Annotated in this window: 14 protein-coding genes; 8 read left to right on the top strand and 6 right to left on the bottom strand. The window is 49.3% G+C overall.

The genetic code is table 11. The annotated features are described in order from the left end of the window. From murF to mraZ, 5 genes are read right to left on the bottom strand one after another with little or no spacing between them, the layout of a single operon-like run. Entirely contained in the window at positions 1 to 3,018 is a 3,018-nt protein-coding gene (gene murF, locus PPHA_RS15325; RefSeq protein ID WP_012509509.1) for a bifunctional UDP-N-acetylmuramoyl-L-alanyl-D-glutamate--2,6-diaminopimelate ligase MurE/UDP-N-acetylmuramoyl-tripeptide--D-alanyl-D-alanine ligase MurF, read from the bottom strand. Next, a complete protein-coding gene (locus tag PPHA_RS14275; RefSeq protein WP_012509510.1) occupies positions 3,015 to 5,057 on the bottom strand; it encodes a penicillin-binding protein in 2,043 nt (680 codons plus the stop codon). Before PPHA_RS14275 ends, murF begins: the two co-directional genes overlap by 4 nt. A gap of 31 nt (positions 5,058 to 5,088) precedes the next feature. Continuing rightward, positions 5,089 to 5,502, bottom strand: coding sequence for an acylphosphatase (locus PPHA_RS14280; protein ID WP_190274006.1), 414 nt, complete (start codon positions 5,500 to 5,502; stop codon positions 5,089 to 5,091). Between the two features lie 4 nt (positions 5,503 to 5,506). After that, complete coding sequence (rsmH, locus tag PPHA_RS14285) at positions 5,507 to 6,505, bottom strand: 16S rRNA (cytosine(1402)-N(4))-methyltransferase RsmH (protein ID WP_012509512.1); 999 nt, start codon at positions 6,503 to 6,505, stop codon at positions 5,507 to 5,509. Further along, positions 6,505 to 6,963, bottom strand: a complete 459-nt coding sequence (mraZ, locus tag PPHA_RS14290) for a division/cell wall cluster transcriptional repressor MraZ (RefSeq protein WP_012509513.1) — start codon at positions 6,961 to 6,963, stop codon at positions 6,505 to 6,507. The genes rsmH and mraZ overlap by 1 nt, the downstream gene beginning before the upstream one ends. A gap of 211 nt (positions 6,964 to 7,174) precedes the next feature. On the opposite strand from mraZ, the gene PPHA_RS14295 reads away from it, so the two are divergent. The 6 genes from PPHA_RS14295 to PPHA_RS14320 all read left to right on the top strand — a co-directional run bounded on the left by PPHA_RS14295 (position 7,175) and on the right by PPHA_RS14320 (position 11,782). Next, a complete protein-coding gene (locus tag PPHA_RS14295) occupies positions 7,175 to 7,720 on the top strand; it encodes an NYN domain-containing protein (RefSeq protein WP_223293938.1) in 546 nt (181 codons plus the stop codon). A gap of 70 nt (positions 7,721 to 7,790) precedes the next feature. Next, complete coding sequence (locus PPHA_RS14300) at positions 7,791 to 8,117, top strand: chorismate mutase (RefSeq protein ID WP_041526580.1); 327 nt, start codon at positions 7,791 to 7,793, stop codon at positions 8,115 to 8,117. 14 nt (positions 8,118 to 8,131) lie between these two features. Continuing rightward, entirely contained in the window at positions 8,132 to 9,145 is a 1,014-nt protein-coding gene (mltG, locus tag PPHA_RS14305) for an endolytic transglycosylase MltG (RefSeq protein ID WP_012509516.1), read from the top strand. A 104-nt stretch (positions 9,146 to 9,249) separates the two neighbouring features. Then, positions 9,250 to 10,443 (top strand): phosphoglycerate kinase, encoded by a 1,194-nt coding sequence (locus tag PPHA_RS14310; RefSeq protein ID WP_012509517.1) that lies wholly within the window; start codon positions 9,250 to 9,252, stop codon positions 10,441 to 10,443. Positions 10,444 to 10,505: 62 nt separating this feature from the next. Then, positions 10,506 to 11,327: a rhomboid family intramembrane serine protease gene (locus PPHA_RS14315; protein ID WP_012509518.1), complete on the top strand. Its 822-nt coding sequence runs from the start codon at positions 10,506 to 10,508 to the stop codon at positions 11,325 to 11,327. Then, a complete protein-coding gene (locus PPHA_RS14320) occupies positions 11,324 to 11,782 on the top strand; it encodes a YkvA family protein (RefSeq protein WP_012509519.1) in 459 nt (152 codons plus the stop codon). Before PPHA_RS14315 ends, PPHA_RS14320 begins: the two co-directional genes overlap by 4 nt. Here the strand turns inward: PPHA_RS14320 and rlmD are convergent. Next, a complete protein-coding gene (rlmD, locus tag PPHA_RS14325) occupies positions 11,760 to 13,226 on the bottom strand; it encodes a 23S rRNA (uracil(1939)-C(5))-methyltransferase RlmD (RefSeq protein ID WP_012509520.1) in 1,467 nt (488 codons plus the stop codon). The genes PPHA_RS14320 and rlmD overlap by 23 nt on opposite strands. A gap of 328 nt (positions 13,227 to 13,554) precedes the next feature. Between rlmD and PPHA_RS14330 the strand changes: the two genes are divergently transcribed. Together PPHA_RS14330 and PPHA_RS14335 are read left to right on the top strand one after the other, a co-directional pair. After that, entirely contained in the window at positions 13,555 to 13,758 is a 204-nt protein-coding gene (locus tag PPHA_RS14330) for a hypothetical protein (RefSeq protein WP_041526581.1), read from the top strand. A gap of 308 nt (positions 13,759 to 14,066) precedes the next feature. Further along, positions 14,067 to 17,393, top strand: a complete 3,327-nt coding sequence (locus tag PPHA_RS14335; protein ID WP_223293939.1) for a helicase-related protein — start codon at positions 14,067 to 14,069, stop codon at positions 17,391 to 17,393. The last annotated feature ends 2 nt before the right edge of the window (positions 17,394 to 17,395 follow it).

The following is a 17,395-nucleotide window of genomic DNA, read 5'->3' on the forward strand; positions in this document are numbered from 1 at the left end:
CTATTCTCGCCCGGTTATGGTTTTTGCATTGATAAGCGCATCGACAACCTGCTCAAGTTTCATTCCTCTTGATCCCTTAAAAAGCACGATATCTCCCTCCTGCAGTACCGTCCGTAATGCTTCAAGAAGCGCTTCGCGGCTTTCGAAATGGCCCCTGTAACGTTCGGGAACTGCCCGGCCAAAAAGCCGTGCACTCTCACCAAAGGTAAAGAGCAGATCAACTGAACTCTGCTGAAGATAGTTGCCAATTGCCTGATGCTCAACCTCTCCCGCCAATCCAAGCTCAAGCATATCGCCCAGAACGGCCACTCTTTTGCCTGCGCCGGGAAGATCACAAAGCGCATCAATCGCCTTGCGCATGGAGTCTGAATTGGCATTATAGGTGTCATTAAGGATTCTCACTCCACAGGCATCAAGAACCTCAAGCCGTTTCCAGCCTGGAGCAGGAGTGAGACGCTCAAGACCCTCGCGGATCTGGCAGAGCGAGAGACCGAAATAGTGACCAACTGTAGCCGCCGCAATGGCATTCATGACATTATGTTTTCCTGTAAAATTCAACGTTACCGGTTCTGAACCGGCAATGGAACAGAGAAGAAAAGAGAGTGCGCCTGCACTGTTTACCGAAATATCCCTGGCCCAACAGGAGTGTTCCGAACGTGTTGCCATTCCATAGGGAACACTTCCAGCCATCCCCGAGGCTGCCGCGCTGATCCTCGGATCATCCATATTGACAAACGCAATACCTCCGCTCTGGCGAAGATAATCGAAAAGCGGTATCTCCGCCGCCTCAACACCATCAAGATCAACAAGAAACTCAAGATGCTCATGGCCAATATTCGTCAGGAGAGCATGGGTTGGGCTGCCGATAGCCGCAAGCAAAACCATCTCACCCGGATGATTGATACCCATCTCGACAACAGCAATATCGGTGTCACCTCTCAGTTGCAACAGGGTCAAAGGAACCCCAAGATGGTTGTTCCTGTTGCCCTCACTCATATGAACCCTGAAACCGGTTCCAAGTACCGAGGCCACCATCTCCTTGGTTGTTGTTTTTCCATTGCTGCCGCCAATAGCCAGAACGGGAATCGAAAACTGGTGGCGGTAGATCGTTGCAAGCTGCTGCAGCCCTGCAACCGTATCATCCGTCACAATAAATCCTTTTCCTGGTGGCGGATCAACAGAGCCCTGCTCCTCATACCACTGACGACTCACCATCGCCCAGGAGGCACCCTTTTCAAAAACAGTGCCAATAAAGCAATGACCATCTGCATTTTCACCTTTCAGGGCAATAAAAAGCTCTCCCCCTCTCACCTCTCTTGAATCGATAACCACAACGGGAGAAACCATCTCCTGCGGAGGCTGCGAAGGCGGCAGAGAGTCGCCATGCCCTCTTCCGGCCTCGACCACCTCTCCAACCTTCCGAAAATCATCAATCGTCAGCACGCCTTTCCTGTTCAGTTGTACTCTCTCCTTTTCCGGATATCCGGAAACATTTTCCTGCATAGCTGTTTTTATGATCGCCTGATCTGAAAAAAAATATTTGTGGCCGGCTATCTCCTGATACTTTTCATGCCCTTTTCCCGCCACAAGAAGGAGATCTCCCGCCTTGAGCATCAGAACCGCCCGCCGGATGGCTTCAGCCCTGTCACTGATCCTCAGGTAATGAACCCCGGTGATACCACGCTCGATTGCATCAAGAATCTCCTCCGGATCTTCATCCCGAGGATTGTCAGAGGTAATAATAACCTCATCGGCAATTTCTGAAGCAATCCGCCCCATTTCAGAACGCTTTTCCTTGTCTCTGTTTCCTCCACACCCAAAAACCACGATAAGGCGGGAAGCATCCTCCTTGAGGCCATGCAAGGCATCAAGCGCCTTGAAAAGGGCATCCGGAGTATGCGCATAATCAACAAAGGCCATCCACCCCTGACGGCTCTCACCAACTCTTTCCATGCGCCCCTCCACCGTCGAAACCGCAGAAAGAGCATTGCATATCTCTTTGGCAGAGAGAGCCATGCCCGTTCCAATGGCCGCAGCTTCAAGCACATTCATGACATTGAAGTTTCCCGGAAGCTTAACCTGCATCTCCACTGACTCATCGGGAAAATGAAGCACAATGGTACTTGAGGCAAGGGTACCCTGAAGAAGATCTGCTGCAAAGAGCCTGCTGCACGAGAGCGCTGGCTGAAGCCCCCGCTGCATGGTACAACAATATATTTTATCATCTGCTACACGAGCCGCCATTTGTTCGGCATAAGGATCATCAATATTCAGCACCGCAAACCCGTCCGGCGAAAGCTGATCGAACAGTTGCTGCTTGGCTTCCGCATAATCGTGCATGGTTTCATGAAAGTCAAGATGCTCCTGGGTCAGGTTGGTAAAGAGCGCCGCATGAAACCGGATACCATAGACCCTCTGCAACACCAGTGCATGAGAGGAGACCTCCATCACGGCAGCCTTGCATCCCGCTTCCAGCATCTGACGGAAAAGCGCATGAAGGCCATGAGCCTCCGGAGTGGTACGATCCAGCGGAATTTCGAGTTCTCCAATCCTGCACATATTCGTCCCGATATAACCAGCAGAAATACCATTGGCATTCAGCATGGCCGTAATCAGCTTTGCTGTCGTGGTTTTGCCGTTGGTTCCGGTAACTCCGATAATCAGCAACTGATCAGAAGCTTTTCCATAAAAAATCCGAGCAGCCTCCGCCAGAGCTTTTCGCGCATCAGCGACCTTGATATAGAGACAGGGAAGAGCAGGATCAGAGGGAAATTCTTCGCAGATCACCGCTGCAGCCCCTCGCTCAACTGCACTGCGGATAAAGCGACCTCCATCGGTAGCATAGCCTTTTATCGCAACGAAAAGCGATCCGGGAAGTACCTCACGGGAATCACTGGTAACCATGCTGATCGCCCCCCCAAAGCCAGCTTTTCCCAGAAGCTCCAGAGAGGAAATTTCCTTGAGCAACTCCTCCAGTTGCACCTCCTGCAGGTTGGAACCATCACTTGATACCGTCATGAGGATTTTCTGTTGATGTTTCCTGAAGCAAGCACCACCCGTATCACCTTCTCTTTTACAACCCTGCTGCCAGGAACAATACTCTGACGAACAACAACCCCCTCAAACTCTCCCGAATAATCCATCTCCAGATTGAGCCATTTCAACAGGCGCTGGGCATCGCGCCCCTTAAGTCCACGAAGATCAGGCACAACTACCGTCACGATAGAATCAAGGAGCCTCTTTTCCGGAGAAGGAATTGCGAGGTTTTTCTGCATCTCCTCCGAACAGGCAAGCATTCTCGATACAATGGCCGAAAAAACCGGAGCCGCAACGGTCGCGGCATAATAGGCCGTCTTCGGATTTTCAAGAATCACAATAAGAGCATAGCGAGGCCTTTCTACGGGAAAATAGCCAACAAATGAGGAGACATAAACCGGTTTGGCATACGACCCTCCATCAGCACGTCTTGCCGTTCCGGTCTTGCCAGCAACAGTCACTCCCGGCACAGCCGCATTTTTAGCCGTTCCACTGTCAACAACCGCCTTGAAATACTCCTTCCCGACATATCTTGCTGTCTCTGCGGAAACCACCCTCCTGACCGTTTCAGGAACAGCTTCCCGAACAACCTGACCCTCTGCATCAATAATTTTCTTGATGATATAGGGCTTCATTAACTCGCCATCGTTGGCAATTGCGGCATAAGCCTGCAATATCTGCAATGGAGTAGCCATAACCTGATAGCCGTAACCCATCCAGGGAAGCGTGGTCCGATCCCATTTTGAAAGCGACCGCACCATTCCCGGCGCCTCACCAACCAGCCCAATGCCCGTTTTCTTTCCAAATCCGAAATTTCTTGTATAGGCATTGAACTTCTCCCGCCCAATCTCCATTGCTGTTTTTGCTGCCACAATATTGCTGGAATGCATAATTGCCTCACGGAACGTTATGTTGCCGTAAGACTCATGATCCCTGATTTTGAGATTATAGATGGGCATAACCCCATGATTGGCAAACACCACATCATCGGCTTTTCTTTCCAGGACTTCCGTTGCAGCAGCAGCCATCACCAGCTTGAACGTTGAACCGGGCTCGTACATCTCGGTTACTGCGCGATTTCGTGAGTTCTGGCGAGTCCAGGTCGCCCTATGGTTCAAATCAAAAGCAGGGTTATTGGCCATGGCAAGGATCTCTCCGGTACGAACATCCATAACAATACATGCCGCAGCATCAGCATTGAAGTTCCCGACAGCCTTTGCAAGTTCATCTTCCACAATGCTTTGAATATCACCATCAAGAGTCAACTGTACCGTATTGCCTTTTATCGCCTCCTGTTGCCGGGCGTCAGGCGCCGGGTAACGAATACCTGTTGCTGTTCGCTGTAAAATTCTTGTACCGTCACGCCCTTTCAACGCTTTATTCAACTGTAATTCGAGTCCGCTGCTTCCATCAGTTTCGCTCTTTACACTCCCGATGGAGCCGATCACCTGAGCCGCAACGTTCAGGTAATAGCGCTGCTGCTCCTTTTCGAACCTGACACCGGGCAATTTTTTCTCGATAATAAGCTGCATAAGCGGCATCGCTTTTGCGACCGGTATTTTCCGACCAAGAACAGCCGCTCCTTTTCGGCGCTGCAACTCTCGAAGATAAACCGAGCGGTTGACGCCCAAATGGCGGGAGAAAAGGGTCGCCACAGCCCCTGAATTGTCGATATGTTTCTGTTTCTTGCTTCCAGGCTCCTTCACAGGCTTTCCTTGCTTGTCAAAAAGCGGAGTATTGCGAACCGTCCGGGGATTGGCGTAGAAGGAGATGGATTCAATACTTTCTGCCAGTAAACGCGAATGGCGGTCAAGAATAGCGCCGCGCTGGGCACGCTCTGTAACCTCCCGCTCATATTGCTTGGTGGCTATCTGCTTATATTTTTTGGCATTAATAACCTGAATACTCAGTAACATGCCAATAATTGCGACAATAAATATCGAAAAAAGAACAACGACGATACCAAGCCGCTTGCCGAACTCCCGATCATCCGGCCGTTTGCTCTCCTGCTGGCCACTCATGAGCGATCCCCTCCATTGAAGATGCAATCAATCATGGCACAAGCTCAACCGGAGGAATACTCGAAGCCACAACCCCAAGCGCAGCAGCATTTTCAGCAATATTACGGATACTATGCAATTCACCCATTTTAAGTTCCTGTGAGGTTATAACACTTGATGTCATCTGTATCTGCTCTCGAAGCTTTTCATTATGAAGAGCAAGATTGTTAATCGCAAGGTTGTTATAGGTCTGGAAAAGAATAATCCCCATTCCGGCCAGAATGTACAAAAACGAGGTCGGACGCAAGAGTAAACCGATATCGAACTCAAGCGCGTTGCTGACCATCTCTTTGATCCCTGAATTCGGAACCTCCTGAGCCTCGCTGCCAACAGCAACCACCTCCTCAGGCCTCTTTTTTGCGAAGCCCTTGACACCCCGCAGGAGACCTCGCAAAAAAAGTGCCACCCTCTTACTCGCTTGCACGACGACCTCCCTCATGAATTTTTTCAATAACCCTCAACTTTGCGCTTCTTGCCCTTGAGTTTAACGCAATCTCATCCGGGGCAGCAATAAGGGGCTTGCGGGTAACGGGGGCAACCGATCCCCACGAAAGAGGCTCCCGCAAACCAACCCCTTTGGGTCCCCAATCACTCCGGGCCTTTTCAGCAAAAACTCGTTTCACGATCCGATCCTCAAGAGAATGATAACTGATAATGGCCATTCGTCCCGTCTCATCAAGGCAATCGATACCATCATAAAGCGCCTGGCGGAGAACATCAAGCTCGGCATTTACCTCTATTCTCAAAGCCTGAAACACTCTTGACAACGTCTTGATAACCTTCTCGCCGCCATGCGCATTACCACGAATAATAGCCGCAAGCTCCTGAGTGTAGGTGACTGCCCCATGTTTCTGACGATAGGCAACAATCGCCCGTGCAATGCTGCGACTTCTGGGCTCCTCTCCATAACGGTAAAAAAGCCTTGCAAGCTCCTGCTCATCATAGCCATTAACAATATCAGCAGCACTTCGGGAAGCATTGCTGTCCATCCTCATATCAAGCGGCCCCTCCCTCAGGTAACTGAACCCCCGATCAGGGGTATTAATCTGAAACGATGAGACGCCAAGATCAAGCAGAATACCCATAACCTTCGGTTCCAGCCCTTTTTCCGCGCAGATCGAGGCAATCAGCCCACCCATATCACAGAAATTTCCCTTGACCAAAACCGTGGAGGCTGCAAATTCCTTGAGCGTTTCACCCGCCACCCGTAATGCGGCATCGTCCTGGTCGATGCCGATCAACAGCGATCCCGCAAGGAAACCCGCATCAAAAAGTGCACGCAACATCGCCGAAGAATGGCCGCCGCCGCCAAGAGTCCCATCGACATAAATACCAGGTTTTCTGACCAGAAATGCCACAACTTCGTTGACCAGCACCGGCTCATGAAATATATCTCGTACCATAACCATTAAAAATACCTTCCCGCAAGCGAAGCGAAACGATCAGCACTCTCCTGCAAGAGAGCAGCAAGGCGCTGCGGATCCCAGATAATCATTTTTGTATCAGCCCCGATAATAACAACATCCTTTGTAATACCAGCATGATCGAGGAACTCCCTCGACAGAGCAACCCTCCCCTGACGATCAAGCTCAACCATTTCAAGACTCTCATACATCAAGGTCTTCAAAAGGCGCTCCTCGGGATTAAAATCCGAAAGACCGGAAAGTGACTTTCTCATTCCAGCCCAGATGAGCGGTTCATAAAGCTCAAGGGAACGGTCGGGCGCTTTCATGATATACAAACCTGAAAAAGCATCTGCAACACCCTCGACCGTAACACTTTCGAACTTCCGGCGAAACCTTGCAGGAATCATAAGGCGCCCCTTCTCATCGATGGCATGTCTCTCTTTTCCAATAAAGCCCGCCATTGTGGCAATCCCTTTAGCCCCCGTTATGCTTATAACCTCACCTGTTACATCTTTTTAACCGTAACCGGACGTAAAAACCAAAAAAAAACCAGCGAGGGCCGCAATACATCCCATTTTTTACCATTTTGCGCCACTTTAAAATGTATAAAAAAGGATGCACTAAAAAAATATTAGTCTATTTTACACTCCAGCAGAAATGCCGATATTTCGAATGAATACAACCCCAATGAAAAGAGGAGCAAAAGAGATCCTGATTGATGGCTATAACCTTATCCATAAGCTTCATCCCTCTCTGACCTCGGCGTCTCTTGATGTTCTGCGCAAGGAAACAGAAACACAACTCCTCTGTTTTCAACAAAAAACAGAGTGTCCGATAACCGTTGTCTATGATGGAAAAGGGAGCCCCAGAGAGAGTGCGTGCGGGGCGCCACTGCATATCGTCTTTACTTCAGCCTCAAAAAGTGCTGATCACTGGATCATTGATTACGTAAAGTCGTTGAACACAAGAGTAAAAAAGGTTACTATTGTAAGTTCAGACGATGAGATTCGACGGTACGCAACAGCATTCGGAGCAACATGCGTAAAATCCGAGACATTTGCACTGCAACTCAATGAACTGACAGCAGATGCTGCCGTTCAGGACAAGAGCCGCCACTCCCTGCGCATGACGGTCAAAGAAAAAAAATTCAATGACAAATTGTTGAGCGAAAGGGAAGTTTCTCGATGGATGAAGCTCTTCGCACGCGAAAAATCGTAGTAACAACCCGGCTCATTTTCTTATACTTTTGTTTGTCACCAAAGCACCACCCTTAACCACCGTCATTATGATGTCCGACAGCACCGTCAACAATACCCTACATTGGCAGGAACTTGACGAATGGAGAAAAAAAATCGACACCCTTGACCAGCAGTTATCCTCCCTGCTCTGCGAAAGATTAGATTGCGCACAAAATATCAGCTCCCTGAAATCAAGAATCGGAGAACAGGTACTTCAGCCAGAGCGGGAAAAAGAGGTACTGAACAATGTACTGAACCATGCCGACTCGCCTCTGAAAGCTCACACATTGGAAAAAATCTATCGATGCATCATCGAGGAGACCCGACTGTTTCAGCATGAATGGAAAAACAGTCAACCAGGTATCCATGCCAGTTAAAAGGCAGCTTCGAAATGGCATCAAAAAAAACTTCCTCCCGTAAACCGCTTCTTGGTGGAGCAGCTATGCTGCTGACGGCATTGGCATTTTTTTTATTCCTGCCCGGACTCAATACAGCATCAAAAGCCACCCGCCTGACCGTTCACAAAAAAATGGGGGCCCGCGCCATTATTGATGAACTGTACCGTTCCCGTTCGATTACCAGCAAATGGCCTGCACTGGTAACCATCACGATTATTCCAAGAGTGCACCGTGTCAAACCGGGAAGATATACCATTCCGCCCCGCATGTCGAATTTCATGCTCATGTATTATCTGCATACGCATCCGCAAGATGAGGTACGCGTCACCCTTCCCGAAGGGATTGATCTCAGAAAAACCGCCCGCATCCTCTCCCGAAAACTTGACCTTGACTCTGCAGAGTTCATGATGGCGACAGCAGACCGCAATTTGCTCCTCAAAAAGGGGATAACGGCAAAAAATGCAGAAGGCTACCTGCTTCCCGGAACCTATGACTTTGCCTGGGCATCCACGCCCGAAGAGGCGGTCGGATTTCTTGTCGGACGCTTCCGCCATTTCTACACCGACAGCCTGAAGCAGGTAACCGCCCAAAGAGGACTGAACGAAACAGCCCTGCTGACCCTTGCCTCTATCGTTGAAGCCGAAACCCCGCTTGACCAGGAAAAAAATCTTGTCGCCAGCGTCTACCTTAACCGCCTGAAAAAAAATATGCGGCTGCAAGCCGATCCAACAGTACAATATGCCCTTGGAGGAGCTGCCCGCCGCCTCTATTACAAAGATCTGGCAGCCGGTTCCCCCTACAACACCTATCGCCATAACGGACTCCCTCCAGGACCTATCTGCAACCCCGGAGCAGCATCAATCCTTGCCGTACTGAACCCTGCGAACAGCAATTTCCTCTACTTTGTCGCCACGGGAAAGGGAGGGCATTACTTTGCCGAATCACTGACAGAGCACAATGCAAACATCAAAAAGTACAAACTCACCCTCAGCAATACCGGACACTGACGAAAACAAGCAACAGATACCCATCATCCACCTGTTGAGTAGATCGATTATATTGGCTATATACATTTAAACGAAAATCATTTTTTTAACCAATCATCAGAGCAATGCAGAAAAAGAGTTTATCCGACATAGCAATTCAAGGCAAACGGGTATTGATGCGCGTTGATTTCAACGTCCCTCTCGACAGCAACAAAAAGATAACGGACGACAAGCGAATCATTGAGTCACTTCCTTCCATCAAAAAAGTCCTTGAAAATGGAGGCCGACTCATTTTAATGTCGCACCTCGGAAGACCAAAAGGAAAAGTCAATGCCGATTATTCACTTGCCCCTGTAGCAACAAGACTTGCCGAACTGCTCGATTGCCCGGTTACCATGGCGAAAGAGTGTATCGGTACGGAGACCATGCAGCAGGTGCTTGCACTGCAGGACGGAGAGGTGATCCTGCTTGAAAACCTGAGATTTCACCCCGAAGAAGAGGCAAATGACCCCGATTTCGCACGCGAACTCGCATCACTCGGAGAGGTGTATGTCAACGACGCATTCGGCACAGCACACCGCGCACATGCCTCAACAGAAGGCATTACGCATTACGTCCAAACAGCCGTTGCAGGCTTTCTGATAGAAAGGGAACTCCTCTACCTCGGAAAGGCGCTGCAGGAACCCGAACGACCTTTTGTAGCAATCCTCGGTGGCTCAAAAATATCAGGGAAAATTGACGTTCTTGAAAACCTCTTCAAAAAAGTCGATACCGTCCTGATTGGCGGCGCCATGGTTTTCACCTTCTTCAAGGCACAGGGTTATGAAATCGGAAACTCTCTGGTTGAAGAGAGCAAAATTGAATTGGCACTGAAAATTCTTGACGAAGCCAAAAACAAGGGAATCAAACTCCTTCTTCCCGTAGACGTCATTGTTGCGCCTGAAATTTCCGCAACCGCCGACTGCCATTCAGAAATGATTACCGCCATCCCCGAAGAGATGATCGGTGTCGATATCGGCCCCCTCACGGCAGAAATCTACCGGAACGAAATTCTTTCCGCACGAACCGTACTCTGGAACGGACCTATGGGCGTTTTTGAAATCGATAACTTTGCTGCAGGCACCATGGCAGTCGCACAAGCAATGGCCGAAGCAACAGCAGAAGGCGCCACAACCATTATCGGTGGAGGCGACTCTGCAGCAGCCGTAGCAAAAGCTGGTCTGGCGAACGAAATGACCCATATTTCAACCGGTGGAGGCGCAAGTCTTGAATTCCTTGAAGGCAAGGAGCTGCCGGGTATTGCCGCACTGAACGATTGACCGGTTCTGCACACGACAAACCCTTTTACAGAAGTTACCTTTGAGATGAACCAGACCAATCGATGAACTACTCGAACCAGCCATACAGTCCGGGGGGATTTCAGTTTATGCCCCCGGCAATTAAAACCATCATTATTATCAATGTTGCCGTTTTTCTGCTGCAATTCTTTACACCATTGGGTGCAATAATTCAAGCGCTCGGCGCACTCTGGCCAATCGGTTCCAGCAACTTCCAGCTCTGGCAACCGCTGACCTACATGTTTCTGCACGGCAATGGCACCCATCTCTTCTTCAACATGTTCGCCCTCTGGATGTTCGGTGCTGAAATAGAAAATCAGTGGGGAACCCGGCAATTCAACATCTACTACTTTACCTGTGGTATCGGCGCTGCAATCATCAACCTTCTGGCAACCATAGGCGATCCCTATCCAACCGTCGGCGCTTCCGGCGCCATCTACGGCGTACTGCTCGCCTTCGGCATGATGTTCCCCAACCGCTATATTTTTCTCTATTTCCTCTTCCCCGTCAAGGCAAAATATTTTATTGCCGGCTACGCACTGATCGAATTTATCTCCGGTTTCGGCAGCCGCGCCATGGGAAGCGGCAGCAACGTTGCCCATTTTGCACACCTCGGTGGTATGCTGATCGGCTTCATCTACATTACCATCAAACGAGCAGAGTGGTCGTTCTCCGGACTCTTCAGCAAAATCCGCCCCTCCGGCAAAAAGAGAAGCGGTCCGCGCCTCCATACCCGGAACAGCATAACACCACCGGTCTCCGAATCTGAAATCGACGCCATACTCGACAAGATTTCCGAACGCGGCTATGGCTCACTGACCGCAGAAGAGCGACGCAAACTGCTCAAAGCAGGCGGAAAAAAGTGACTGAACAGAAACAAAACGCAAGTCAGGAACAGATGAAAACGACATTGGATGGAGCTACACGCAGGGCAGAAGCACTGATAAAAAACCCCCGGAAGAGAAACAAACTGCTTGATGCCGCAGGCAAGGTAGCCTCTTCCGGGAAATACGCCCTGCAACTCTCAGGCATAACCGAAAAAACAAAGACGCTGATCCGCATGGTACGCAGCACGGCCAACAGGGAGTACCTCGATACCCCCTGGCAGACCATTGTGCTCATTAGCGCCGCCCTCATCTATTTTGTCTCTCCCTTCGACGCACTGGCTGACTTCCTCCCGCTTATCGGGTTTGTTGATGATGCCGCCATCATTACAGCCCTCTTTGCTTCAATCAGCAAGGATGTCGAAAAATTCACCGCATGGGAAACAACAAAAGCAGCGCCCGATACGGCAAGCATCAGCTCTGCGGAGCCGGAGTGACCGTTACCAACCCAACACGCTCAAAACAGGCAACACTCTCGATGTGGCTGGTATGCGGGAACATGTCAACCGGCTGCACCGATAGCAATTTGTAACCCTGAAGGCAGATCTCCTTGCCATCACGGGCAAGGCTTGCCGGGTTGCAGCTCACATAGATAATCCTCCTTGGCCTCAGCCGCAGCATCGTAGAGAGCGCCTTCGGGTGCATACCCGCGCGAGGCGGATCGGTAATAATCACCCCCGGAGCATCATAACTTCCGAGCAGATCGAGCATACCCTGAAAATCCTTGAGATCAACCTGGAAAAAAGCCACATTGTCAATGCTGTTAAACGCCGCATTGGAACGCGCATCATTGATGGAACTCTCAACCACCTCAAGCCCCACAACCTGACGACAATGCTTTGCCAGATAGAGGGTTATCGTACCTGTCCCGCAATAGAGGTCATACACCGTATCCTCCGCCCTCAACCCTGCAACCTCCAGAATGCTCTGGTAAAGCAGCTCCGCCTGTGACGAATTCGTCTGAAAAAAAGAGTTCGCCGATATCCTGAAATCAAGAGCGCCAAGACGCTCGGTAATGTATCCCGCTCCGCTGAGCGTAAACTCCTTCTCCCCGGTAGCAACCGTATTTTTGCGCTCGGTCACATTGTTGACCACCGTCATCTTCTGCCCGGCCATCCCGGACTCAAGATGCATCCGGTAACGCTCCATCAGCGGCTCATCATACCAGGAGGTCACCAGGTTAACCATAACCTCTTCACGGTTTTCACTGAACCGCACCACAAGGTTCCGCAAAAAACCGGTATGCGCCTTGGCCCCATAAGGAACAAGAGCGTTGGCAAGCGCAAATTCACGCGTCAGGGCAAGCACCCTGTTCATCGACTCCTTGGCCAGGTAGCAATAGTCGATATCGATCACCTTCTCAAAATTGCCGGGAGTGTGAAAGCCGAGCGCAAACTCCTTCGGGCGGGCAAGAGTCTCCATCGAAAGCTCCTCCGGCAGCAGGTAACGCATATTTGAGCAGGAGAATTCAATCTTGTTCCGGTAATGAAACGGCTCACGGCAAGCAAGCGCCTCCATAACCGGGGGAGCAACAAAATCCCCGAGATGCTCAAGCGCATCCTTCACCTTTTTCTGCTTGTACACAAGCTGCGCATCATAACGGATATGCATCAGCTTGCACCCCCCGCAAACGCCAAAATAACTGCAAACCGGCTCCGTCCTGTCCGGCGACGCTTCAAGCACCTCAACCGCAATCGCCTCAATGTAGCGCTGCTTCACCTTTTTTATTTTAGCCGAAACCCGGTCACCAATCGCAAGCATCCCGCTCACCATCACCGCCATGCCGTTGTCAAGCCGCCCGAAACACTGCTCCTTCTCCGCCAGATCCGTGACCGTCAACTCAATAGTATCACCCTTCCTGAAAGTATTCCCGTCTTCCATTAGAACCTTTTTATACCTTTTAAAATCAAAATGTTACAGCTCTTCCAGCTCCGTATATCATCTGGTCATCCGGAACAGCAACCCCTGAACATACAAAACCGCCCGCTTTCGGGACAGGAAAAAGCACACCTTACCTCCCCACACCCGCAAATATCCAAAACCCTTGCCCTATTCTGCCGGGATGTGACCGAACACGTATCCACGGAAGCGACTTGCCATGACCGGGTCAGTTTTACGCTATTCAGACCCATTTTAAAAATCTGGACGCCGAAGACATTCCTATTCCACCACGTCAGTTGTCCCGGACACCACCCTCATTCGAAGAGTGATGAGCCAAGCCTTTTTGATTGATACGAATGTTCTCTCTGAACTAATGCGTACTCAGCCAGATCAGCAAGTTATACGCTGGTTTGATGTGCATGTTAAAATCAAGGCAATCGCTCATGAGAAATCAATGCTGCTTGTCACAAATCCGAGGAGCTCACCGCTTATCAAGCAGATTGAGGCGAAATTGGTAGGTAGCAATGAATGACTCTGCATAAGTGAAAATCCACCAAAAAAACTCCTCTCACTGCCCAATATCCGTAACTATCTCAAACTCTTATCTATATTATCACTGGTATTTTCCGGTACTATCCGACACGAACTCGTTCATCAGGCATAACGGTCTCAACTGATATTGCTTTGGAAAGCACGGCTAACAAAAGAAACGCCCCCAACACAAGTTGAAGGCGTCAGACCGGAGATGCTATCTCTGGTGATGATTTGGAACAAATATAATCATTTTGAAATGAATGAGCCAACACCTGTTGCGCTCAATCAAACGGGATGCAAAAATTCATGAGCTATTCCTCAATACGCGACAACCATTCTCATGGCACCGTCGGAGATTTTCTAAAAAAAAACATCACAGACGCCTCCAGCCTCTCCATTGTCTCCGCCTACTTCACAATCTATGCTTTTCACCACCTGAAGGATGAATTAACCAGCATAGAAAACCTTCGCTTTCTTTTCGGTGAACCAACATTTCTCAAATCACTCGATCCCAATAAAGTCAACACCCGCGATTTCAAAATTGAGGACGACCAACTTGTCATTCCTACTGAAAGCCGCCTTACCCAAAAAAACGTTGCCAGAGAATGCGCCGAATGGTTAAGCCGCAAAGCTGAAATACGCTCTATGGTCAAGCCTAACTTCCTGCACGGCAAAATGTACCACATTCTTCAACCCAACGGGGTTGAAAAAGCCATTGCCGGAAGCTCCAATTTCACGGTCAACGGTCTTGGCCTTGGTGGCAACCGGAATATAGAACTCAACATGATCATCGACAGCGACCGTGACCGCACCGAGCTGAAAGAGTGGTTTGATAACCTCTGGAACGATCAATCGGGTATTGTTGAAAATGTCAAAGAGCAGGTACTCAGCTACCTTGAACAGCTCTATGTCGAAAACAGCCCTGAATTTATCTACTACAAAACGCTCTTTCATCTTTTCGAAAACTACCTTGACGAACAAAAGCAAGGCGGCCTGCTCAATGAGCGTACCGGTTTTTTCGACAGTGAAATCTGGAGCGAACTCTATGAGTTTCAGAAAGACGGCGTAAAAGGCGCCATCAATAAAATCCTGAAACACAACGGCTGCATCATTGCTGATAGTGTTGGTCTTGGCAAAACCTACGAAGCGCTTGCCGTTGTTAAATACTTTGAGCTTCTCAATGCAAAAGTCCTCGTACTCTGCCCTAAAAAACTGTCCGGAAACTGGTCAATTTACCAGGCAAGCCAAAACAACGCACTCAACCCCTTCGCAAAAGACCGCTTCAGCTATACCGTCCTGTTCCATACCGATCTGACAAGGGTAAGTGGTCGTTCCGACGCCAACGGTATTGACCTCGGCAACTTCAACTGGGGCGCTTACGATCTCATTGTCATTGACGAATCCCACAACTTCCGTGGCAATCCCCTTGAAAAAACAAGGGAAGATGGCTCGACGCAGATGAACCGGGCTCAATGGCTGATGGAAAAAATCATCCGCTCCGGAGTCAAAACGAAGGTGCTCATGCTCTCTGCAACACCCGTTAACAACTCACTCAGAGATTTGCGAAACCAGATAGCCTTCATCACAGAGGGTAAGCCAGACGCCCTTTTTGAGTGCTGCAAAATCAAGGATATCCCCTTTACCCTGAAAAACGCCCAAACCCATTTTACCAACTGGGCCGATACAAAAAAGAACCCCAATCGCAATATGAAGCAGTTGCTTGAGCGACTCGATTCAGGATTCTTTAAGCTGCTTGACGAATTGACCATAGCCCGATCGCGCAAGCATATTAAAACATTTTACAAAATTGAGGCTATTGGCAAATTCCCCGAACGCCAGAAACCACAATCAGTCTATCCTGATATTGATCTCAAAAACCGCTTTCCCTCATACGACCGGCTCAACAGGCTAATTCTCGATTACAAGCTCTCGATTTTCAATCCATCTGCTTATGTCAATCCGGAGCAACAGCAGAAATATGAGGCAATGGCCGGTACTCAGGTACTGAATTTCTCACAGGCCTCACGTGAAAGTTTCTTGATCGGCATGATGAAAGTCAACTTTCTCAAACGCCTTGAAAGCTCCATCAAATCGTTTGAAATTTCGATGGACCGCACCATTCAAAAAATCGAGCTACTCGAACAAAAAATACAAAACTTCATCGCTCTCCCGAACGTGTCTCAGGAAGAAAACCTTTTGACTTATGAGCCCGGAGATGATGAGCTTGAGGAAAACGGCGATGAACAGGAGCAGTGGCAGGTAGGTAAAAAACTCAGGTTTGACCTTGCCGACCTTCGGCTTAATGACTGGCTTGCCGATCTTCAGAAAGACAAGGAGGCTCTTGTCGATCTGTACAACAATGCAAAATCAGTAACGCCCGACAGGGACGCAAAGCTGCATGAAATAAAAAAGCTTATCGCCGCAAAATCAATAAAATCCAACAAAAAGGTTCTTGTCTTCACAGCCTTTGCCGATACCGCCCAATACCTCTACGAGAACATCAATACATGGTATCGTCAGGAATTCAACCTCCACTGTGCCTTGGTGTGTGGCAGCACCACAAAAACAAGCTATGGCAAGAACGACTACAGCGCCATACTGCTCAACTTTTCTCCCATTGCCAAAAACCGTTCAAAGTTTGTGGACTATTCCCAGGAGAGAGAAATTGACCTGCTCATAGCCACCGACTGTATCAGTGAAGGCCAGAACCTTCAGGACTGCGACTACCTCATCAACTACGATATCCACTGGAACCCGGTTCGCATTATCCAGCGCTTTGGCCGTATCGACCGGCTTGGCAGCAAAAATGAAACTATCCAACTGGTCAACTTCTGGCCCACACGAGATCTCGACAACTACATCAATCTCCGTGAAAGGGTAGAAGCCCGCATGGCTCTTGTCGACGTTACCGCCACCGGCGAAGACAACATCCTCAACACCGAGCAAATTGAAGAGCTGATCACCGACGACCTGAAATACCGTAACCAGCAGCTCAAAAAACTTCAGAACGAAGTGCTTGATCTGGAAGAGATGGACGAAAGCGTATCACTGACCGATTTTACCCTCGACGATTTTCGGATTGAACTCCTCAACTACCTTGAGAACAACCGAACCAAACTAATGCAGGCCCCACTTGGCCTCTATGCCGTTGTGCCCGCACCCGCAGGCGAACATGCCGAAGCCTCCGCAAAAAAACAGTTCTCCCAAAGTGAGCAGGATATCATCAAACCCGGTACCATTTTTTGTCTTCGCCAAAAAGGAGAGAGTGATGGTAACGAGCAGGTCAACCCCCTGAACCCCTACTTTCTAATTTACATTCGCACAGACGGAACAGTGCGCTATAATTATGTCAATGCCAAGCAGATACTTGAGGTTTTAAGGATACTTTGTCAGGGAAACGCCATGCCTTACGAAGAACTTTGCGGATTATTCAATACCGAGACCGACAATGGCCAACACATGGAGCAACACACCCTGCTTCTAACAAAGGCAGTCGAAGAGATTATCCGTGTCTTTAAAAAACGCACAGCACAAAAACTGACCACCGACCGTGGAGCCATAATACAGCCCCGGAAAAAACAAATTGAACAACTCAGCCACTTTGAACTCATTACCTGGCTTATCATAAAGTAACC

The sequence above is a fragment of the Pelodictyon phaeoclathratiforme BU-1 genome (assembly GCF_000020645.1).
Classification (GTDB): Bacteria; Bacteroidota; Chlorobiia; order Chlorobiales; family Chlorobiaceae; genus Chlorobium; species Chlorobium phaeoclathratiforme.